The organism is Pantoea sp. 22096 (assembly GCF_052045955.1).
GTDB lineage: Bacteria > Pseudomonadota > Gammaproteobacteria > Enterobacterales > Enterobacteriaceae > Pantoea > Pantoea alfalfae.
In genome coordinates this window covers 1,586,179-1,604,872 of the sequence record NZ_JBQEPW010000001.1, presented here as the reverse complement: position 1 = coordinate 1,604,872, position 18,694 = coordinate 1,586,179, and the positions used below count along the sequence as shown (strand labels likewise).

The 18,694-nt window shown below is 54.4% G+C and carries 20 protein-coding genes and 4 tRNA genes; 14 read left to right on the top strand and 10 right to left on the bottom strand.

Translation table 11 applies throughout. The features are described 5' to 3' along the window. Positions 1 to 4 precede the first annotated feature (4 nt). The 5 genes from rutF to rutA are packed head-to-tail and all read right to left on the bottom strand — an operon-like array spanning position 5 to position 3,566. Positions 5 to 517: an NADH-dependent FMN reductase RutF gene (rutF, locus tag ACTJKZ_RS07540; RefSeq protein WP_253421542.1), complete on the bottom strand. Its 513-nt coding sequence runs from the start codon at positions 515 to 517 to the stop codon at positions 5 to 7. Between the two features lie 19 nt (positions 518 to 536). Next, positions 537 to 1,346: a pyrimidine utilization protein D gene (gene rutD / locus ACTJKZ_RS07535; RefSeq protein ID WP_161736433.1), complete on the bottom strand. Its 810-nt coding sequence runs from the start codon at positions 1,344 to 1,346 to the stop codon at positions 537 to 539. Next, the gene (gene rutC, locus ACTJKZ_RS07530; protein WP_161736432.1) at positions 1,346 to 1,741 is read right to left on the bottom strand and encodes a pyrimidine utilization protein C; all 396 of its coding nucleotides are present in this window, start codon (positions 1,739 to 1,741) and stop codon (positions 1,346 to 1,348) included. Before rutC ends, rutD begins: the two co-directional genes overlap by 1 nt. 20 nt (positions 1,742 to 1,761) lie before the next feature. After that, on the bottom strand, positions 1,762 to 2,475 hold the full coding sequence (gene rutB / locus ACTJKZ_RS07525; RefSeq protein ID WP_161736431.1) for a pyrimidine utilization protein B: 714 nt from the start codon (positions 2,473 to 2,475) through the stop codon (positions 1,762 to 1,764). Next, positions 2,475 to 3,566, bottom strand: a complete 1,092-nt coding sequence (gene rutA, locus ACTJKZ_RS07520; RefSeq protein WP_161736430.1) for a pyrimidine utilization protein A — start codon at positions 3,564 to 3,566, stop codon at positions 2,475 to 2,477. Before rutA ends, rutB begins: the two co-directional genes overlap by 1 nt. Positions 3,567 to 3,872: 306 nt before the next feature. On the opposite strand from rutA, the gene rutR reads away from it, so the two are divergent. Further along, positions 3,873 to 4,508, top strand: a complete 636-nt coding sequence (gene rutR, locus ACTJKZ_RS07515) for an HTH-type transcriptional regulator RutR (RefSeq protein ID WP_033732203.1) — start codon at positions 3,873 to 3,875, stop codon at positions 4,506 to 4,508. A 38-nt stretch (positions 4,509 to 4,546) separates the two neighbouring features. After that, a complete protein-coding gene (locus tag ACTJKZ_RS07510; protein WP_222924211.1) occupies positions 4,547 to 5,521 on the top strand; it encodes a metal-dependent hydrolase in 975 nt (324 codons plus the stop codon). Positions 5,522 to 5,567: 46 nt separating this feature from the next. Here ACTJKZ_RS07510 and cycA read toward each other — a convergent pair whose 3' ends face one another. Next, positions 5,568 to 6,962, bottom strand: coding sequence for a D-serine/D-alanine/glycine transporter (cycA, locus tag ACTJKZ_RS07505; RefSeq protein ID WP_440829419.1), 1,395 nt, complete (start codon positions 6,960 to 6,962; stop codon positions 5,568 to 5,570). 286 nt (positions 6,963 to 7,248) lie between these two features. Here cycA and ACTJKZ_RS07500 point away from each other — a divergent pair, with 286 nt between their 5' ends. The 3 genes from ACTJKZ_RS07500 (at position 7,249) to ACTJKZ_RS07490 (ending at position 10,572) form a co-directional block, all read left to right on the top strand. Further along, the gene (locus ACTJKZ_RS07500; protein ID WP_440829418.1) at positions 7,249 to 7,944 is read left to right on the top strand and encodes an extensin-like domain-containing protein; all 696 of its coding nucleotides are present in this window, start codon (positions 7,249 to 7,251) and stop codon (positions 7,942 to 7,944) included. A 1,171-nt stretch (positions 7,945 to 9,115) separates the two neighbouring features. Continuing rightward, positions 9,116 to 9,838, top strand: coding sequence for a transcriptional regulator SdiA (gene sdiA, locus ACTJKZ_RS07495; protein ID WP_222924209.1), 723 nt, complete (start codon positions 9,116 to 9,118; stop codon positions 9,836 to 9,838). 122 nt (positions 9,839 to 9,960) lie between these two features. Continuing rightward, positions 9,961 to 10,572: an acyl-homoserine-lactone synthase gene (locus ACTJKZ_RS07490; RefSeq protein WP_161733856.1), complete on the top strand. Its 612-nt coding sequence runs from the start codon at positions 9,961 to 9,963 to the stop codon at positions 10,570 to 10,572. Between the two features lie 33 nt (positions 10,573 to 10,605). Here ACTJKZ_RS07490 and ACTJKZ_RS07485 read toward each other — a convergent pair whose 3' ends face one another. Further along, positions 10,606 to 10,830 carry a DUF2594 family protein gene (locus tag ACTJKZ_RS07485; protein ID WP_003849983.1) on the bottom strand — a complete coding sequence of 75 codons (225 nt, stop codon included), beginning with the start codon at positions 10,828 to 10,830 and terminating at the stop codon, positions 10,606 to 10,608. A 431-nt stretch (positions 10,831 to 11,261) separates the two neighbouring features. Between ACTJKZ_RS07485 and uvrY the strand changes: the two genes are divergently transcribed. The 6 genes from uvrY to ACTJKZ_RS07455 all read left to right on the top strand — a co-directional run bounded on the left by uvrY (position 11,262) and on the right by ACTJKZ_RS07455 (position 14,803). Next, complete coding sequence (gene uvrY / locus ACTJKZ_RS07480; RefSeq protein ID WP_440829417.1) at positions 11,262 to 11,921, top strand: UvrY/SirA/GacA family response regulator transcription factor; 660 nt, start codon at positions 11,262 to 11,264, stop codon at positions 11,919 to 11,921. Further along, on the top strand, positions 11,914 to 13,746 hold the full coding sequence (gene uvrC, locus ACTJKZ_RS07475) for an excinuclease ABC subunit UvrC (RefSeq protein WP_161733847.1): 1,833 nt from the start codon (positions 11,914 to 11,916) through the stop codon (positions 13,744 to 13,746). The genes uvrY and uvrC overlap by 8 nt, the downstream gene beginning before the upstream one ends. A 69-nt stretch (positions 13,747 to 13,815) precedes the next feature. After that, positions 13,816 to 14,364: a CDP-diacylglycerol--glycerol-3-phosphate 3-phosphatidyltransferase gene (gene pgsA / locus ACTJKZ_RS07470; RefSeq protein ID WP_013357385.1), complete on the top strand. Its 549-nt coding sequence runs from the start codon at positions 13,816 to 13,818 to the stop codon at positions 14,362 to 14,364. A gap of 152 nt (positions 14,365 to 14,516) precedes the next feature. Beyond that, positions 14,517 to 14,592, top strand: a tRNA-Gly gene (locus tag ACTJKZ_RS07465). 40 nt (positions 14,593 to 14,632) lie between these two features. Further along, positions 14,633 to 14,706: transfer RNA gene (locus tag ACTJKZ_RS07460), tRNA-Cys, on the top strand. 10 nt (positions 14,707 to 14,716) lie between these two features. Continuing rightward, positions 14,717 to 14,803: transfer RNA gene (locus tag ACTJKZ_RS07455), tRNA-Leu, on the top strand. A gap of 133 nt (positions 14,804 to 14,936) precedes the next feature. Here ACTJKZ_RS07455 and ACTJKZ_RS07450 read toward each other — a convergent pair. Further along, positions 14,937 to 15,194, bottom strand: a complete 258-nt coding sequence (locus tag ACTJKZ_RS07450; protein ID WP_033732209.1) for a hypothetical protein — start codon at positions 15,192 to 15,194, stop codon at positions 14,937 to 14,939. A 209-nt stretch (positions 15,195 to 15,403) separates the two neighbouring features. Between ACTJKZ_RS07450 and ACTJKZ_RS07445 the strand changes: the two genes are divergently transcribed. Both ACTJKZ_RS07445 and ACTJKZ_RS07440 read left to right on the top strand, forming a co-directional pair. Continuing rightward, positions 15,404 to 15,479, top strand: a tRNA-Lys gene (locus tag ACTJKZ_RS07445). A 161-nt stretch (positions 15,480 to 15,640) separates the two neighbouring features. Next, positions 15,641 to 16,486, top strand: a complete 846-nt coding sequence (locus tag ACTJKZ_RS07440; RefSeq protein WP_161733843.1) for a substrate-binding domain-containing protein — start codon at positions 15,641 to 15,643, stop codon at positions 16,484 to 16,486. A 31-nt stretch (positions 16,487 to 16,517) separates the two neighbouring features. Here the strand turns inward: ACTJKZ_RS07440 and ACTJKZ_RS07435 are convergent, their stop codons facing one another. After that, positions 16,518 to 16,685: a hypothetical protein gene (locus tag ACTJKZ_RS07435; protein WP_202604934.1), complete on the bottom strand. Its 168-nt coding sequence runs from the start codon at positions 16,683 to 16,685 to the stop codon at positions 16,518 to 16,520. Positions 16,686 to 16,878: 193 nt separating this feature from the next. Between ACTJKZ_RS07435 and ACTJKZ_RS07430 the strand changes: the two genes are divergently transcribed. After that, on the top strand, positions 16,879 to 17,079 hold the full coding sequence (locus ACTJKZ_RS07430; protein ID WP_161733841.1) for a DUF6404 family protein: 201 nt from the start codon (positions 16,879 to 16,881) through the stop codon (positions 17,077 to 17,079). A 35-nt stretch (positions 17,080 to 17,114) separates the two neighbouring features. Here ACTJKZ_RS07430 and ACTJKZ_RS07425 read toward each other — a convergent pair whose 3' ends face one another. Continuing rightward, entirely contained in the window at positions 17,115 to 18,620 is a 1,506-nt protein-coding gene (locus tag ACTJKZ_RS07425) for a SulP family inorganic anion transporter (RefSeq protein WP_440829416.1), read from the bottom strand. Between the last annotated feature and the right edge of the window lie 74 nt (positions 18,621 to 18,694).

Genomic DNA, 18,694 nt, shown 5'->3' with positions numbered 1-18,694 from the left:
GTTATCAGGCTTCCTGCCGCATCAGGGGATGATAGCCCCGGTCAAACCACATGAGGCCATGGGTATCATCATTTCGCACTATGCCCACGACTTCGCAGAACAGCGTGTCATGTGTACCGACGCTGACAATCTGCGTAATGCGACAGTCAAAGGAGGCAACTGCGCCGCTCAGTACCGGCGAGCCGGTCACGGCCGTCGACCACTCAGCGGCAATAAAACGGTCAGCCATCGGCGTTTTTCCGCCGAACAGACTGGAGAGCGCTTCGTGTCCCGCCGCCAGCGTATTGACGCAGAGCTGCATGTTTTCGTGGAACACCGGATATACCGAGGCTGAGCGGTTCAGGCAGACCAGCAGCGTTGGCGGCGAATCGGTGACGCTGCACACCGCTGAGGCGGTAAAGCCTGCGCGTCCGGCCGGGCCTTCCGTCGTGATGATGTTGACCGCAGCGCCGAGCCGCGACATCGCATGACGAAACTCAGTTTTCTCAACGGCGGGGGTAAGGGTATCCAGGCTCATAGTCTTCTCCGCGAAAGGGTTATCCTGCGACGCGCTGCAGCGGCTGCACGTCATCAGTCTGATCCAGCCACTGCAGCAGCAGGGCATTAAATTTTTCGGGGTCGGTAACGCTCATGGCGTGGCCGCCCCAGGCCATCATCTGTTCAGTCGCGTTCGGCAGCGCCGCGGCCAGTTCGGTTGAACAGCTCCACGGCACCAGCAGATCGTCCTGGCTGGCAATTACCAGCATCGGTTGCGGAATGGCGGCAGCCCGGGCGCTGAAGTCGGCGCTCATCAGGGCATGCAGCCGTCGCATCAGATTTTCCATCCCCTGAAAATGCGTGACGTGATGGCTGTCTTCCTGCTCCAGACGCGTCTGATGCCCGGCCATCCACTCAGCAGGATAGAGAAACAACGGCTGAGCGCGGACGAAAGCCTCGACGCCGACATTGAGCAGCAGATCCTGCCGCACCTGGAAGCAGCGGCGGGTATGCGGATGCAGCGTCAGCCAGCCGTTGATCACCACGATCCGTTCGATCCGATCCGGATAATCCAGCGCCAGCTGCATTCCCACCAGACCGCCCAGCGCGTGTCCAATCAGGCTGAATCGCAGGATGCCATGCTGCGCCAGCGCGTCGGCCAGCTCCGCCGCCATCATCGTCATGCTGTAGCCTTCCGGTAAGCTGTCCGCGCTGCGACCGGTGCCGCGCTGGTCATAGAGCACGACCCGATAGCGTGCTGTCAGCGCCGCCAGTTGCGGCTGCCAGAAACCCGCCACGCCGCCCAGACCGGAAGAGAGCACCAGCGTCGGTGCTTCGGGATTTTGCAGGCCCAGAATATCCAGCTGCATCAGACCTCCGGCTTGCCGATGTGCGCCACGCTGGCGATCTCAATCAGCGCGTCAGGCTTGACCAGCCCACACTGAATGCAGAAACGGGCAGGCTTATCACCGGGGAAGTATTCGGCGTAAACCTGATTTACCGCGGCATAATTCGACCAGTCGGTGATAAAGATCGAGTTAAATGTCACATCGGCCATGTTGCCACCAGCGGTCTCAATCACCTTTTTAATGGTTTCCAGCACGTGACGGGTCTGCGCGGCAGCATCACCCACATGGACCACGTTGTTGTCACCATCAAATGGCAGCGTGCCGGAAACATAGATCACGCCGTCCGCCAGCGTGCCAGGGACAAACGGGGCGATGGGTGTGGTGGTGCCTGGTGGCACAATAATACTTTTCGGCATAGCGACGTCCTCTTAGTGGATTAGCGGGCATTCAGGCTTTCGCAGAAGGTATCGACATCCGATACCCAGCCAAAAAAGGTTTCGATATTGAACAGCGCTGCCTGCTGAGCAAAGGGCGGGCCAGCCTGATACGTGGCGTCTTCCAGCACCACACCGAAATACTCCAGAAAGAAGCCGTCGCGCAAGGTCGACTCCACACAGACGTTGGTGGCGATGCCGGTGAAAATCAGATGGCGGATCCCGCGACTGCGCAGCATGCTGTCGAGTGGGGTGTTATAGAAGCCGCTGTAGCGCGATTTTGGCAGCACGATGTCACCGGCTTGTGGCATCAGCTCATCGACCAGCGCGTAATCCCAGCCGCCTTTTGACAGCAGTGAACCCTGCAGTTCTGGCCGTTTACGCATGGTTTTCAGCGCATTCGATTTGTGAAAGTTAGGGGAACCGGCGTCACCGGCTTCAACATAGTCGCTGTCCCAGCCGTTCTGGAACCAGATGATCTGAACGCCGGCCGCACGGGCCGCCGTCACCGCCTGATGGATCTTCGCAATCACCGGCTTCGTCGCGGAAACATCAAAGCCCGCCAGGTCGAGGTAGCCACCTTCGGTGGCGTAGGCGTTCTGCATATCCACAACAATCAGTGCCGTCTGGCCAGGCGGAAAGGCGATCGGCTCAGGACGAGCAGGCAGTTCAACCTGGGGAACATCCGGCGTGTGGGCGCAATAAACGGTATTCATTATGCCACCTCCTGCTGTGCGTCGAGCAGGGCGCTGCGACAGGCCATCAGCGGCTGAATGTGCTGGCCGAAGTTCTCAATACCTTCCAGGAAATCATCAAAGGTCAGCAGCACGCCGTGCGTGCCTTCTACCTGCGCCACTTCATCCAGCATCCGCGCGACACTGGCGTATGAACCCACCAGGGTGCCCATATTGATATTGACGGCTGAGGTCGGGTCCGCCATCTGGCGCACATTGGTGTCGCTGCCTGATTTGGTATCCTGCTGACTCTGGGTGGTGAGCCAGGAGAGCGCCTCTTCATCTGCACCAGCTTTGTAGTGTTCCCACTTAGCCCGCGCCTCTTCATCTGTTTCGGCGGCAATAATCATAAACAGCACGTAGGAGCCAACATCGCGGCCCGCTTTTTCGGCGGCCTGCTTCATGCGAATCGAAGTTGAACTGAAAGCAGCAGGTGTGTTAACCCCTTTGCCGAAGCAGAAGTTGTAATCGGCGTGCTGAGCAGAGAAGGCCATACCGGCATCGCTCTGTCCGGCGCAGATCACCTTCATCGGACGCTGCGGCTGTGGACTGACGCGGCAGTCATTCATAGTGAAGAACTCACCTTTGAAGTCCGATTTTCCGGTGCCCCACAGGTCGCGCAGCACGGTAACGTACTCGGTCAGATAAGAATAACGGCTGCCGAAGTACTCATCGCCTGGCCACATTCCCATCTGCTCATATTCAGGTTTCTGCCAGCCGGTCACCAGATTAACGCCGAAACGACCGCCTGAAATGGAATCGATAGTGGACGCCATGCGCGCCACAATCGCCGGTGGCAGCGTCAGGGTGGCCGCGGTAGCGTAGATTTCGATGCGAGAGGTAACGGCCGCCAGGCCCGCCATCAGGGTGAATGACTCCAGGTTATGATCCCAGAATTCTGTTTTTCCGCCGAAGCCGCGCAGTTTGATCATCGAGAGTGCAAAGTCGAAGTGGTAATGCTCTGCTTTCAGCACGATGGCTTTGTTCAGTTCAAAGGTCGGCATGTACTGCGGCGCGTTGGACGAAATCAGCCAGCCATTGTTACCAATCGGAATAAAGACGCCTATCTTCATGTGAAACCTCGTTGCGATGGGGGAAAGGTGTTTCACGCGCTGCACTGCATCCTGCTACGTCCGTATAAGCCGCGCTCAGTCACAATTCTGCAAATCGTGTGCCACATTTTTTATTCTTATAAATAACAAACAGTTAAAATTAACCCGAAAGAGGTAAGTGGAGTAACTGGTCCATTTCGGACCATCTGGTCAAAATTCACTGCACGTTTTGCATGCAGGCTGAGCAAAAAAGGTGCAGGGCGCGGATTGGGCAGCGACTCATCCCTTTGCTATGATGCGCTGACACCAGAAGGATGAGGTAAACGTGTGAATAGCGATGAAAAAAAGCCAACGCGTCGTTCGCGTGCGGTGGCAGCGAAGCGGGCTGCCATACTGGAAGCGGCCTTAACCTTCTTCTCACAGTTTGGCATTCACGGCACCAGCCTCGATAAAGTGGCCGAACGGGCCGATGTCTCTAAAACGAATCTGCTCTACTATTTTCCCTCTAAAGAAGTGCTCTATGTGGCCGTGCTGAAACAAATTCTGGATGTCTGGCTGGCCCCGTTGCGCGCGCTGGCGCATGACCAGGATCCGCTGGTCGCCATCCGGCGTTATATCCGGCTAAAGCTGGAAGTGTCGCGCGATCATCCTCAGGCTTCTCGTCTGTTCTGCCTGGAGATGCTTCAGGGCGCACCCTTGCTGAAAGGGGAACTGGCGGGCGACCTCAAGCAACTGGTGGATGACAAAGCAGCCATTATTGAACGCTGGATTGATGAGGGACGGCTGGCGGGCGTACAGCCACAGCACCTGATCTTCATGCTGTGGGCCACCACGCAACATTACGCCGACTTTGCCACCCAGGTTGAGGCCGTGACCGGTCAGACGCTCAGCGATCCGGCGTTTTTCGATCAGACCGTCGAAAACGTCCAGCGCATGATCATTGAAGGGATTCGCGTACGCTAATTCAGGACACATTTACAATTCGGTGACGGAGTGAATCAATGGATTCTGTTTCGCAGTTGGTGTTGGGTGCTTCAGTCAGTGTTGCGGTGATGGGACGTCGGGTGCCGATCTGGCAGGCCGCGCTGGTGGGCGGCGTCTGCGGCACCTTACCCGATCTGGATGTGTTTATTGACCATGGCGATGCGATACGCAACATGACCCTGCACCGTACGGAAACACATGCGCTGCTCTGGCTTACATTGATCTCACCTCTGATGGCGTGGGGAGTGTCGGCAATGTTCAGGCAGCGGGTGAAGTGGTCGCACTGGTGGCCCGCCGTCTGGCTGGCGCTGATTACCCATCCGCTGCTTGATTTAATGACGGTGTACGGCACCCAGCTTGGCCTGCCGATCACCGATTATCCCTATGCCATCGGCAGTATTTATATCGTCGATCCACTCTATACGTTGCCACTGCTGATAGGGCTGAGTGTCGCGCTGTGGCGTCGTGGTGACAAAGGCATGCGTGGGAACCGGATCGGCCTGGCGCTGAGTACGCTTTATCTGGTCTGGAGTGTGGCCATTCAGGGTGTCGCAGGCTGGCAGATCAGCGCATCGCTGGCGGAGCAGGGTATTCCGGACAATAAAGTGCTGGTGACGCCGACGGCCTTTAATACGCTGGTCTGGCGCAGCGTGATTATGACGCCGGATCGCTATGGCGAAGTTTACTGGTCGCTGTTGTCGCCCTCACGGCCACTGCAGGTGGCTTGGTACCCGCGTCATCCTGAACTGTTCGACGCCTTCCGGGGTAGCTGGTATGCAGAACGTGTTGCCTGGTTCAGCCACGGCTTCTACGCGCTGCGTGAGCAGGACGGGCAGACGACGATTGCCGACCTGCGCATGGGCGAAGGCGATAACTATACCTTCACCTTTGGTCTGGGCACGCCTCAGCAGCCCGATCCCCGGCCGCAGCGCTTACCTAATGAACGTCCCACGTTGTCCGCCATTTTCTCTGCGCTCAGTGAACGCCTGTAAAAAAAAGCCCGGTCAGGTGACCGGGCTTTTTTCATGCTGTCAGCGATTAGCGGCTGCGACGCGTACGCAGCATCCAGCCCACACCCAGCAGCGCAAACCAGAGTGGCGTCACCATCAGGGCCTGGCGTGTATCTTCCTGCAACGTCAGCAGCACCAGCACAAACGCAAAGAAGGCCATGCAGACCCAGCACATGAATTTGCCTAGTGGCATCTTAAAGGCCGATCTGGCATGGCGCTCAGGATGCTTTTTACGGTAAGCCAGATAGCTGCACAGAATGATGGTCCAGACGAACATAAACAGAATGGCTGAAACGGTGGTGACCAGCGTAAAGACCTTCATCACATCCGGGATCAGGTAGATCAACGCCACGCCGAGTAACAGACACAGACAGGAGAAGAACAGGCCGGTAGTCGGGACCGAACGGGCAGAGAGACGGCCAAACGCGCGGCTCGCGACGCCCTGCTGCGACAGGCCATAGAGCATACGGCTGGTGGAGAAGATGCCGCTGTTGGCTGAAGAGGCGGCAGAGGTCAGCACAACAAAGTTAACGATACTCGCCGCAGCAGGCAGGCCAATCAGCACGAACATCTCAACAAACGGACTGCGGTCAGCCATAACCTGGGTCCAGGGCGTTACCGCCATGATCACCATCAGCGCCAGCACGTAAAACATAATGACCCGCAACGGAATTGCATTAATCGCGCGTGGTAAGACTTTATGTGGGTCGTGGGTTTCAGCGGCTGCCGTTCCAACCAGTTCAATGCCGACAAAGGCAAACACCGCAATCTGGAATCCGGCAAAGAAGCCGCTGAGGCCTTTCGGGAACATCCCGCCGTGATCCCAGATGTTGCTCAGCGCCGCGGTGCCGCCACCGGGTGAAGGGTAGTGAATCGATACCAGCACAATCCCGGTGACGATCAGCGCAACAATGGCGACGATTTTGATTATCGCGAACCAGAACTCCATCTCACCAAACAGCTTAACCGTGGCGATGTTCAGCGCCAGAAAAACCACCACGCAGAGCAGGGCGCTCATCCAGATCGAGAAGCCCGGAAACCAGAGCTGGAAATAGGCGCTGATGGCCACGACGTCGGCGATGCCGGTTACTACCCAGCAGAACCAGTAAGTCCAGCCGGTAAAATAGCCCGCCCACGGTCCAAGCAAATCCGCGGCAAAATCGCTGAAAGACTTGTACTCAAGGTTGGAAAGCAGCAGCTCTCCCATGGCGCGCATCACGAAGAACAGCATAAAGCCGATGATCATATAGACGAAAATGATCGAGGGACCAGCCAGACTAATGGTTTTACCGGAACCCATAAAGAGGCCGGTACCGATAGCACCCCCTATGGCGATCAGCTGAATATGGCGATTATGCAGGTTGCGCTGTAGCTTGTCGGGCGCGTCGTGCGCGCGTGCGGTTTCTTTAGATTGGTCAACCATAGAATTGTCTTTCCTGTCTTGATGTTGTGTCAGCTCTGCTGGCTGTTAGTAAACGAGTCTGCCCGAGGGGCAAGTGGGCATAAGATAGAGGAAGAGGGCCGGAATCGGGTAACGCTTTTTTATCAATTGTGAAGCCTGACGCCCCGCAAGCCGTAATAACGGGCAGTTTCGTTCAATCCTGCGTCAGTATGGGTAATTATTCATCACGTTATGTCAGGCAGACTGCGTGAAGCGGAATGTGCTTCTACACTTTTTAGTTATTAATCATTATGCTGCAAAGGGAATTATGCGCACGCTTATCCTGTTTCTGCTGTTAATTGCGCTGGGATGGGTCAGCTTACCCTGGCTTAAGCAGCATCTCCCGCCGCAGTTCAATCCCTTTACACCGCTCTCCGTCACCGATCCTCCAGGCTGGATGACGCAGATAAAGATGAAAAGGCTGGCCCAGAATCCTGACGAATGTCTGGCGGTGATGCGTCATGCCCAACAGGCAGGCTGGGTCAGTTTCAGCGAGCGTCCTGCTGTCACGGGCAACTGTCCGATCAGCCATCCACTGCGAATTCAGAAATTTGGCCCGGTCAGCCTCAGCAGCAGCTTTCTCGCCAGCTGTCCAATGGCCGTCGCCAGCACCATGTATGCCCTCCGCAGCCGGGAACAGATTGCCCGGGATATGCACAGTCCACTGGTACGAATTACCCATGTCGGCAGCTATGCCTGTCGTAATATTTATCATCGCGCAAAGGGGCGGCTCAGTGAGCATGCCACCGCAGAGGCCTGGGATGTGACCGGCTTCCAGCTGGCTGATGACCAGCGGCTTGAGGTCAGTCGTCACTGGCAACAGCCAAAAGAGAAAGCGGCCATGCTGCACACGCTGTGGCGTGGCGGCTGTGACGTATTCGGCAATGTGCTGGGACCGGACTACAACGCCGCGCACGCCTCACATTTTCATCTGGGTATGCGTGGCGCGGGCTACTGCCGATAAATCATCAGGCAGGATTAATACCGTGTTTGATTAAGAATCAAACTGCCGGTAAGGGAAAAACCAAACCAGTTATCATTGCCAGCGCGGACATACCTGACAATGAGTAGCAACAAATCAGGCGGCTGATCAGGCAGCCTTTTTCAGGGCCGCAAGTGACAACAGAAAAGTGCCCATAAATGCAATCAGCCGTAAAGTTTCGCCGCCTCATCTGGACAGTGCGAGCAACGTCAGGATGAAATTAATTCACGATGCTGCAAAGTGAATTAAGGGAAATTAACTGCATCGATAAAGTGTGCAGAATTAAATAACGATCGGGGATTATACCTTGGATTTTTTTAGTGATTTTGTTGCGTGACTATCGTTATCGTGATTTTCGTGACTAAAAGAGAGCCAGCGTTGAGCGTACTGCTGCCATAACATACTGTCAGCATAAATAGTGATCTGTACCACGCATTATGTGCAGGCAGGAGATAAATAAAGCTGATTTTCTTTAATACGTTGCTTTCGGTTCAGATTATTCTCAGTGAAAAATTGTTTAAGGGTTGAGCGGGGCAATTTGTCCGGTAGTGATTGCTGTCGGGCAGAATATTCTAATTAAACAACTCTTCGCTACGCCTGTCGGATAGCTAAGGCAAAGGGAGCTGAATCAGCATTGAGAGGCGGCAGATGTAGTCTGCGCACCTGTTAGCTTTTCCGGTCAGAGAGGCGCGTGCTTCCGTGTAGAGAGACTGTGCACAGGAATGCGGTATCGCCTGAACAGCAGAGCTTATTTCCTGATAAAAAATATGCCAGCAATTTTCGGCTGCCGCTTCGCTTATTAGGACGCAATTAACGCATTGTTTACACATTATTTACTCGACATCCCGTAGACCGATTCAATATTCCCGGCAGCTTTTCAACATCTGAGATGAAATTGATTCATTGGCAGGGATTGAATTTCTATCAGAAAAATCTTATTCTCCTGAGGTGATTGAAATTGCTGTGGCTGGCCTCACATTACAGGGGCAGGGGCATTTTTTCACTCTGCCATAACGTTGAATGGCATTATGCGCTGTTTAGGGTGAAGGATTCACCTCAACGATAAATTAATTTTCTAAGATTAATTAAATTTATCCGATGAATCCGAATGAATAATACCGGAAGGGCGAGTGAAAATTAACGCTGAGGCAATATGAGTACTGAAAACTATTTCGCCTGGCGAAATGAGGTGAAAGAAAAATTTCAGGCGTTAACGGCTTCTTCTGAATTGAAGACGTTATTGCAACAGTTTACTGAATCATTAGGCTTCGATTATTTTGCCTTTTTGATTCAGCATCCGGTGCCATTTACCCGGCCGCGTTTTCATTTACATAGCACCTATCCCAAATTATGGGTTAAACGTTATGAGAAGCAGAATTATTACGCTGTCGATCCGGTGCTCACATTGTGTCAGCGACCGGGCAGAGGGATGGCCTGGATAGAGGAACAGTTCGCTGACGCCGGCAATCTTTGGCAGGAGGCGAGAGAGTATGGGCTCCAGAGCGGATTTTCTTGCTCCGCAATGGCACCAAATCGCGTCATTGGTATATTATCTATATCGTCGCAACAGCCCATTTCTGTCCAGCTCCGCCATGCTGAGCTGGAGGTGAAACTACACCTTTTAGCGGAACTAAGCCTGGATACGCTGGAACGCTTTAACGATGATGCAATGATGGTACTAAGAAAAACGTTTAGTCAGCGCGAGTTGGAAATTCTGAAATGGACAGCCGAAGGAAAAACGGCGGTCGAAATTTCACTTATTTTATCCATCTCTGAACATACCGTTAACTTTCACCAGAAAAATATGCAAAAGCGTTTCAATGTTTCCAATAAAACGCAGATTGCCTGCTATGCAGCGGCAATCGGACTGATTTGAACATAATACAACTGCTACATTTGGCAGTTCCTTTGTACAGGTCTGTTGTCTACCCTGCGCCGGGGCTTTGCCGGGCTGGCGCAAAGAAATCATTGCAAATATGGGGATGTCAGAGGCGCATGATGAAAATAGTGCAAACGCAATTAAAGGATATGCCATCCTCTTTGCTTGCCGAACTCGGCAGCTACCGTTATAGCGTTTTTGCGCGCGGCGAAGGGTGGTCAATACCCCCACGCCTGAGCACGCCAGGGCAGGAATATGATCGCTACGATCGTTCAGATGTCACCTGGCTAATCGCATGGAATGCGCGCGAGGGCATCAGTGGCTGCGCGCGTCTGATGCCCTGGTTCGAACCTGAGCAGAGTGAGGGCATTGTGCTGCCTTTCAGCCATGAGAAAGTGTGGGAGATGTCGCGCTTCTCGGCACGGCTGGAAGTTGACGCTGAACTGCCGCTGAACATTCTCTGGCACGCGGTACAGCTGGCAGAGCTGAACGGCATGGAGTACATCATCAGTTCGGCAACGCCGATGCTGGAGACGATGTTTGAGGAGCACGGCGTGGTGTATGAGCCGCTTACGCCGGGGCTCATTCTGTCAGAAGATAATCTGTTTGCGATCCGTATTCCGGTTGTTCAGCCCACTCTGGCAGAAAAATATCGGGGAACACGTCGTTTCAGCCCGGAAGAGGTACTGCCAACGCTGGGCGTTTCAGTTAACTGGCAGGCGCACAGTTAGCGTATTTGCCCCCGCTACCGGGGGCAAAAAAGCTTACTGACGGTAGGCTGTTTTGATCTGTTTGATGGTATTGCTGAACACTTCCGCCTGAGGCTTGTCGCCCAGCGTCTGCACATAGCGTTCCATGTTAATAATCACTTTTCCGGCATCAGCCTGTCCCATACCTTTGAGAATCAGGGTAATCATCATCTTCAGGCCCGCGATTTCATCCGCTAATTTCCGGGCTTCCTGGGAAGTTGCAAAATCTTCATCGCTCATGCGTTTCTCCTTGGTGAATGACAACGTGTCGGCAATCTGTCCGAACAGCAGTGCGTGAGTATATCACAGGGGCGGTAAGTTGCTGAGACGGCCGCTCCGCTTCGCCCTGAAAGACGGGTTTGTCCAGTACAACTAATCAATCGCTGAAAGTAATCACAGGCTTCATCGGCTCAGCAGCCGCGAGGATGCACGGCACTGAACCCTGAAGCGATACGGTCTTAATACACTGAAAAAACTATCATTTAACGGTTATTTCGCCATCTGGACACAATGCATAACCGTCCCTGAATCTCTTCAGGATGGACCTAGCAGCAATCATGTAATGCTTACACTGTTTTGCTTTGTTGATGTGCTTTTGAGGTAAAAGCGGGTATGATTGACGCCTGAAATCGTGAATTACTTCTTCTTTTTTAGCCTCTGGAGTTTCCCCGTTGATCAGTGTGCTTCTTGTTGATGACCATGAACTTGTCCGCGCGGGTATCCGTCGCATCCTGGAGGATGTGAAAGGTCTGGCCGTGGTCGGAGAGGTCAACTGTGGTGAGGATGCCGCCAGATGGTGCCGTGCCAGTCAGGTTGATGTGATCCTCATGGACATGAACATGCCGGGGATCGGCGGACTGGAGGCGACGCGCAAAATCGTGCGTTATAATCCCGATATCAAAATTATCATGCTGACCATCCACACGGAAAATCCGCTGCCTGCTAAAGTGATGCAGGCGGGTGCAGCAGGCTACCTCAGTAAAGGTGCTGCGCCACAGGAAGTGATTAATGCGATTCGCTCGGTGAATGCTGGTCAGCGTTACATCGCGTCAGACATTGCTCAGCAGATGGCGCTGAGCCAGATTGAGCCGCAAAAAGCGGAATCGCCCTTTAGCTGTTTGTCGGAAAGGGAATTGCAGATTATGCTGATGATCACCCGAGGACAAAAGGTGACGGAAATTTCCGAGCAGTTAAATCTCAGTCCTAAAACCGTTAACAGCTACCGCTACCGAATGTTCAGTAAGCTGAATATCAGTGGCGACGTAGAGTTAACGCATCTGGCCATTCGACATGGCCTCTATAATGCGGAGCCGTTAATCAGTAGTGAATGACGTTTTTGATTCCAAAGCCTTTCTGAGTACGGTAACCAGCAAACCCGGTGTTTACCGCATGTATGACGCCTCAGGCACCGTCATCTATGTGGGCAAAGCCAAAGACCTGAAGAAGCGTCTCACCAGCTACTTCCGCACCCAGGTCGGCAGCCGCAAAACCGAAGCGCTGGTCAGCAATATCCAGCACATCGATGTCACCGTTACCCACACCGAAACCGAAGCGCTGCTGCTTGAGCATAACTACATCAAGCTCTATCAGCCGCGCTACAACGTACTGCTGCGCGATGATAAATCGTATCCCTACATTTTTCTTAGCAGTGATACCCATCCGCGGCTGGCGATGCACCGTGGCGCAAAGCATGCCAAAGGCGAATACTTTGGCCCGTTCCCCAACGGCTATGCGGTGCGTGAAACGCTGGGCCTGCTGCAAAAAGTTTTTCCTATTCGCCAGTGTGAAAACAGCGTCTACCGCAATCGCTCCCGGCCCTGTCTGCAATATCAGATTGGTCGCTGTCTTGGTCCCTGTGTCGCGGGTCTGGTCAGTGAAGAGGAGTATGCGCAGCAGACTGATTACGTACGCCTGTTTTTAGCCGGTAAAGACGATCAGGTTCTCAATCAGCTGGTCAAACGCATGGAAGAGGCGAGCATTGGCCTGCGCTTCGAAGAGGCGGCACGACTGCGCGATCAGATTCAGGCCGTGCGCCGCATCACCGAAAAGCAGTTTGTCTCCAATCAGGGGGATGACCTGGATGTGATGGGTGTAGCTTATGAAGCGGGTATGGCCTGTCTTCACGTGCTGTTTATCCGTCAGGGCAAAGTGTTGGGCAGCCGTAGCTACTTCCCGAAAGTGCCGGTGGATACCGATCTTGCCGAGGTGGTTCAGACTTTTGTCGGGCAGTTCTATCTGCAGGGCAGCGAGGCACGGACGCTGCCGGGTGATATTCTGCTGGACTTTACCTTGCCGGAGCGCGAATTGCTGGCGGAGTCGCTCAGTGCACTGGCGGGACGCCGCGTGAATATCCAGAGCAAGCCGCGTGGCGATCGCGCCCGTTATCTTAAGCTGGCGCGCACCAACGCCGCGACGGCATTAACCACGCGTCTGTCGCAGCACTCCACGATTCATCAGCGGTTGATGGCACTGGCAGAGTTTCTTGAGCTCGACCGGATCACGCGCATGGAGTGTTTCGATATCAGCCACACCATGGGTGAGCAGACCATCGCCTCCTGTGTGGTGTTTGACCAGAACGGTCCGCTCCGTGCTGACTATCGTCGCTATAACATTACCGGCATTACGCCGGGCGATGATTACGCTGCCATGAATCAGGTGTTACGACGCCGGTATGGTAAGGCGATTGAAGAAGATAAAATCCCGGATGTGATTCTGATCGATGGCGGTAAAGGCCAGCTCTCTCAGGCAAAGCAGGTTTTCGCGGAGCTGGATGTGCCCTGGGACAAAAACCGGCCCATTTTACTCGGCGTTGCGAAAGGCAGCGACCGTAAAGCCGGACTGGAAACGCTGTTCTTTGAAGCGGAAGGTGAGGGCGTTTCGCTGCCACCGGATGCGCCAGCACTGCATGTGATTCAGCACATTCGTGATGACGCTCACAATCATGCCATTTCAGGTCATCGTAAAAAACGAGCCAAAGTAAAGAACACCAGCGCACTGGAAAGCATTGAAGGGGTAGGGCCTAAACGGCGTCAGCAACTGCTTAAGTACATGGGGGGCCTGCAACCGCTGATGAATGCGTCGGTAGAGGAGATCGCCAATGTACCCGGTATCTCCCACGCGCTGGCAGAAAAAATATACTACTCGTTGAAACACTAGCATTGAAACGGGGGGGGCAATGTAGGAACATAGGCTAAATTTTACCTATATCCAGACAGTTACCGGCATATGCAATTAAACATCCCGACGTGTCTCACCCTGTTTCGAGTCGTGCTCATCCCGTTCTTTGTGCTGGCTTTCTATCTGCCGTTCACCTGGGCACCGCTGGCTACCGCACTGATTTTCGTTTTTGCTGCCATCACCGACTGGTTTGATGGTTTTCTGGCGCGCCGCTGGAAACAGACGACGCGCTTTGGTGCCTTTCTCGATCCGGTAGCGGATAAAGTGATGGTGGCGATTGCGCTGGTACTGGTGGCGGAATATTTCCACGCGTGGTGGATCACGCTGCCTGCAGCCACCATGATTGCCCGCGAAATCATTATCTCTGCGCTGCGTGAATGGATGGCGGAGATTGGCAAACGCAGCAGCGTGTCGGTTTCCTGGATTGGTAAAGTGAAAACCACCGCACAAATGTTCTCTCTGTTTGCCTTGTTGTGGCGTCCTGATGCCACCGTTGTCGCGGTGGGCGTAGTCGCGTTATACATTGCTGCCGTGCTGACTTTCTGGTCTATGTTCCAGTATTTAAGCGCCGCGCGCGGCGATCTGCTCGAACCGTGATCGATACGATTTAAAAAGCAGCAAACGGACACGCTGTAAGGATAATTTTATTGACTCATTGCGTCATCTAAGTAGAATGCAACGCATCGAGCGGCAGCCAGGCTGCCAGAAGATAAATGAAATCAGCAGGTTCGACGAAATTGCTGAAAATTGCGGGAATAGCTCAGTTGGTAGAGCACGACCTTGCCAAGGTCGGGGTCGCGAGTTCGAGTCTCGTTTCCCGCTCCAGATTCGCAGGTCAGGTTAACCTGACGGCACATCAGTTTAAGGCGCGTTGGCAGAGTGGCTATGCAGCGGATTGCAAATCCGTGTACCTCGGTTCGACTCCGGGACGCGCCTCCAGTTACACCCTGCCCGGGTGGTGAAATCGGTAGACACAAGGGATTTAAAATCCCTCGGCTGTAAGGCTGTGCGGGTTCAAGTCCCGCCCCGGGCACCATATTTCTGGCGCAGAAAAACGAATAAAACAAAGTAATATGCAGTAATGTCGTAACCGCCCAAGGGCGGTTTTTTTGTGCCTGTTATCTGGCATGACGGCGACGAAACCATCCGACTGGCGGTATTAACCGCCGTCAGCCGCGGGAGCTGAACACCAGTTCATCATCCGTATCACTTACCAGCACCATTCGTTGCGCCTCTCCACTGGATGAAACAAAGGTCACTTCATGCCCGATGCTGATTGCATCGAATGCATCTGTTGGCTGTGACTGCTTCTGGATCTCCAGAACCATTCGCGAGGCAAAGGGTTTATCATTGACCCTATCCAGACGATAGTTGGCGGTAAAGCTCAGTTCGGGCTGATCAACCACGTAGAATTGTCCTGAAGGCATAGTCTTGACCTCTGTGTTGTGTTGGCCATATGTCCCGGCCGGGACAGGCTGCCTGAAATTTAAGGTTAGCGGAATAATCAATGTCTGCAGGTGCCCGTGCCTTGTTTATGGGATTATGCCGCGATTGCTGAATATACACGCCGCTTGCGCTTGTCAGTTCTGAAAGGAGTACTAACCTTGTTTACACAGTGCGCTTTCCTGGCAAACTTTCGGGCATGGTATAAAGGTATTACTGCAACTCTTAATGGGTTGACGATGCGGGTTCAATTCCTGCTGCCCGGTCCATCTCTCGCCTCTTCTTAACCCCCGCTGCTCTGCCTCCGCAAACCCAGTTACATCTGATTTCACTCATTTTTGCGGCCTGCATCGAACTATGTAACCTGTTGTAACACCCTTGCTTACCGTAAAGTGGGGGATTGTTTGTCGTCTCAGAGAAGTTAACGCCAATGAGTTCACCTTCTATTCCTGTTTTAACGGAACCGGCTTTACCCCCGATTATCGGCGTTGTCGCCAGCCAGCTGCTCAACCCCTGCCAACAAAAAATGCTGGATGAGGTAACGCGCCAGCTCAATGCGCGCGGGGTTATCACCGTGCTGCTGAATGCCGAAACCGACGTGGCACTGACCGCACTCATCCAGCAGGCGACACCCCTTGCGCTGCGGGGGTTGCTGCTGTTGCCCGGAAACAAGGCTATCAGTGCCTGCAATCTGCCGGTGCTGGAGATTGACGCAGAACCTGAATGGCAGGCGGATGCGCTACGGGCGGGCGAAGTAACCGCAGCGTTACTGCTCGCGCAGGGGCATCAGCGGTTTGGCTTTTTGCAGAGTCAGCCCGGTGACATGGCGCAGAAGCAGAGCTACTGCACCACATTACAGGCGGCGGGCATGACGCTGGATGCAGAACTGACTGCTGGCGCTGACGACCGTGACGGCGCTTATCAGGCGATGATGCAGTATCTGAAAAAAACCCGTGCCGCTGAGCGCATTCAGGCACTTTTCTGTGAAAGCGATCTGCTGGCGTTTGGTGCGATACAGGCAGTACGCGATTTTGGTCAGGGTACGCATCTGGCGGTGGCTGGATTCGGCGACAGTGAGGAAGCCCGCAGTCCGACCTGGCATCTGACCAGCTGGTCACCTGACATCAGACAGCTCATTGGCCGGGCGTTAGATCGCTGGCTGGGGCAGCAGGCAGAAAACAGCGGTGAAGAGGGGCAATTACAGCAGCGTCATTCTCATTCTGGCAAAGTCATTCCGGGTGAGATGTCAGCCTGCGGCTGCGCCTTCCGGCACTAGCCAGCCTGCGAGGCAGGCTGGCTAAAGAGCATTACGCCTGCGGCTGTCCTGCCGGGCCGACACCGCCCGGTGCACCCACTGGCTGCTGTCCGCCTGGCGGTGGGGGTGGTGGGGCATCTCTGCCCGGCGGTGGCGGTGCACAGGCGGTGAGAGTAGCAAGAATAGCCAGCGTCGATAACAGATAAGCCGTACGTTTCATCGTAATTCCCTGATCAGGTAAGCGGAACGTAAAGTATAGAGAATCGCCAAAAAATCGCGCAGTCAGCGTTGAGCGCCCACAACGTTGCGTAAATTAAGGGTGATTATTTGAAACGCCTCTCAACTCCTGCAAGCCGGAAATGCATTACGGGCAGGAGCACGCTAAGGTAGCGCTTTATTTAAGAGGAGTCGTTATGAATGGCATTATGAAGTTCGTCCGCGGCTGGCTGGTGTTCTCTGTACTGTGGGGCGTATTCATGTGGTTTATGTCATGGCAGCAGCAGGGCAAGGAGCCTGGTCTGGCGATTCTGACAAGTCTCTACGCCGGTTTAATCTATCAGGCGTTGATTACGATGGTGGGCCGTTATCGGGCGCGCCGACAACAGGCTGAGTAAATTCTGCTGCCTGAGAGGCAGCAGAACACACCCTCTTATCCGAAATTACCGGTCAGGCGCTGATGGAAATCAGTACTGCGTGGATCCAGCCCCTCAATGGTCACCTCTGCACCATAACGCTGATAGCGATACTCAATGCCATCCAGTGCCGCAACGCTGGATGCATCCCAGATTTGTGCGTGGGTTAAATCGATCGTCACCTTTTTCGGGTCATGTGCATAATCGAAATGCTCAAACAGATCGTTGCTGCTGGCAAAGAACAGTGGACCACGCACCACATAGCGCACTGACCTGCCATCGTCGCTCAGCTGGCGTTCCGCATGAATAACGTGGGCAATACGGCGGGCAAAGAGCAGCATCGCGAGGAGCACCCCAGCCAGCACGCCCAGCGCCAGATTCCCTGTCCAGACCGTCACTGCCACCGTCAGCACCATAATCAGCGTCTCTGACCACGGCATACGTTTCAGGGTAGCGGGCTGCAGGCTATGCCAGTTAACGGTTTTCACCGCCACCACCATCATGATCCCAGCCAGCACCACCATCGGGATTTGCGCCATAATCCGGCTGAGGCCGGTCACCAGTAACAGCAGCACCAGACCGGCGGCTACGGTGGAGACACGGCTACGCGCCCGGCCCAGCTCAACGTTAACAATCGTCTGCCCTATCATCGCGCACCCGGCAATGCCGCCATAAAAACCGGCAAAGATATTTGCTACCCCAAGGCCCCAGGCTTCACGTCGCTTACTGGAGGGGGTATCGGTCAGATCATCGACCAGTTTGGCGGTCAGCAGTGATTCCATCAGTCCGACAAAGGCGATGCTCAGTGCGGTGGGCCAGATAATCTGCAGGGTCTGCAGGTTGAGCGGCACCAGCAGACTGTTAAAACCGGGCAGGCCGGGGCTCATTGGCCCTTCGTCGCCCACGTTCGGCATGCGATAGCCCATTAACAGTGCGACCGCAGTCACCACAACAATGGCGACCAGAGGAGAAGGAATACTCTTTAACAGGTGCGGTAACAGCAGCACGATAGCCAGGGTGACGGCAAAGAAGATCCACACCAGTGATGACTGCCCCCAGACGTGCGGCACCTGAGCAAAGAAAATCAGCACGCCGAGCGCATTCACAAATCCCAGCATGACCGAGCGGGGGATATAGCGCATCATGCGCGCCAGACCGACGACGCCAAACAGAATCTGAATGACACCGCCCATCACCACTGCCGGCAAAATATATTCAACACCGTGCAGATGGACCATCGGCCCGATAACCAGCGCCACAGAACCTGCCGCTGCCGTGACCATTGCCGGGCGTCCGCCCAGTATCGACAGCGTCAGGCAGAGCACCACCGAGGCGACCAGGCTGACTTTAGGGTCAACGCCAGCAATAACGGAAAAGGAGATCACTTCAGGGATCAGTGCCAGCGCGGTAATCACACCGGCCAGGCATTCGCGGGTCAGCAGCGCAGGCGAACGCAGAACGCGCCCCACACTGACATCGCCCGCCACAACGTTGGTCGCGGCAACATCATTGGTTTGGGTCATAAAGTTTTGCAGGCTCTTTAGTTGTTTTGCTCCCGCACGAGGGGCGGGAAGATTTGGATAATGGTAAGGGCAGA

Bases quoted from the DNA above. Each gene is read 5' to 3' on its own strand.
- rutF (WP_253421542.1), bottom strand. From the start codon at position 517: ATGAGCCTGGATACCCTTACCCCCGCCGTTGAGAAAACTGAGTTTCGT.
- ACTJKZ_RS07430 (WP_161733841.1), top strand. From the start codon at position 16,879: ATGAATGGCATTATGAAGTTCGTCCGCGGCTGGCTGGTGTTCTCTGTA.
- ACTJKZ_RS07500 (WP_440829418.1), top strand. From the start codon at position 7,249: ATGCGCACGCTTATCCTGTTTCTGCTGTTAATTGCGCTGGGATGGGTC.
- ACTJKZ_RS07485 (WP_003849983.1), bottom strand. From the start codon at position 10,830: ATGAGCGATGAAGATTTTGCAACTTCCCAGGAAGCCCGGAAATTAGCG.
- cycA (WP_440829419.1), bottom strand. From the start codon at position 6,962: ATGGTTGACCAATCTAAAGAAACCGCACGCGCGCACGACGCGCCCGAC.
- ACTJKZ_RS07510 (WP_222924211.1), top strand. From the start codon at position 4,547: ATGGATTCTGTTTCGCAGTTGGTGTTGGGTGCTTCAGTCAGTGTTGCG.
- ACTJKZ_RS07440 (WP_161733843.1), top strand. From the start codon at position 15,641: ATGAGTTCACCTTCTATTCCTGTTTTAACGGAACCGGCTTTACCCCCG.
- rutC (WP_161736432.1), bottom strand. From the start codon at position 1,741: ATGCCGAAAAGTATTATTGTGCCACCAGGCACCACCACACCCATCGCC.
- ACTJKZ_RS07450 (WP_033732209.1), bottom strand. From the start codon at position 15,194: ATGCCTTCAGGACAATTCTACGTGGTTGATCAGCCCGAACTGAGCTTT.
- sdiA (WP_222924209.1), top strand. From the start codon at position 9,116: ATGAGTACTGAAAACTATTTCGCCTGGCGAAATGAGGTGAAAGAAAAA.
- ACTJKZ_RS07490 (WP_161733856.1), top strand. From the start codon at position 9,961: ATGAAAATAGTGCAAACGCAATTAAAGGATATGCCATCCTCTTTGCTT.
- rutA (WP_161736430.1), bottom strand. From the start codon at position 3,566: ATGAAGATAGGCGTCTTTATTCCGATTGGTAACAATGGCTGGCTGATT.
- rutD (WP_161736433.1), bottom strand. From the start codon at position 1,346: ATGCAGCTGGATATTCTGGGCCTGCAAAATCCCGAAGCACCGACGCTG.
- rutB (WP_161736431.1), bottom strand. From the start codon at position 2,475: ATGAATACCGTTTATTGCGCCCACACGCCGGATGTTCCCCAGGTTGAA.
- ACTJKZ_RS07435 (WP_202604934.1), bottom strand. From the start codon at position 16,685: ATGAAACGTACGGCTTATCTGTTATCGACGCTGGCTATTCTTGCTACT.
- ACTJKZ_RS07425 (WP_440829416.1), bottom strand. From the start codon at position 18,620: ATGACCCAAACCAATGATGTTGCCGCGACCAACGTTGTGGCGGGCGAT.
- pgsA (WP_013357385.1), top strand. From the start codon at position 13,816: ATGCAATTAAACATCCCGACGTGTCTCACCCTGTTTCGAGTCGTGCTC.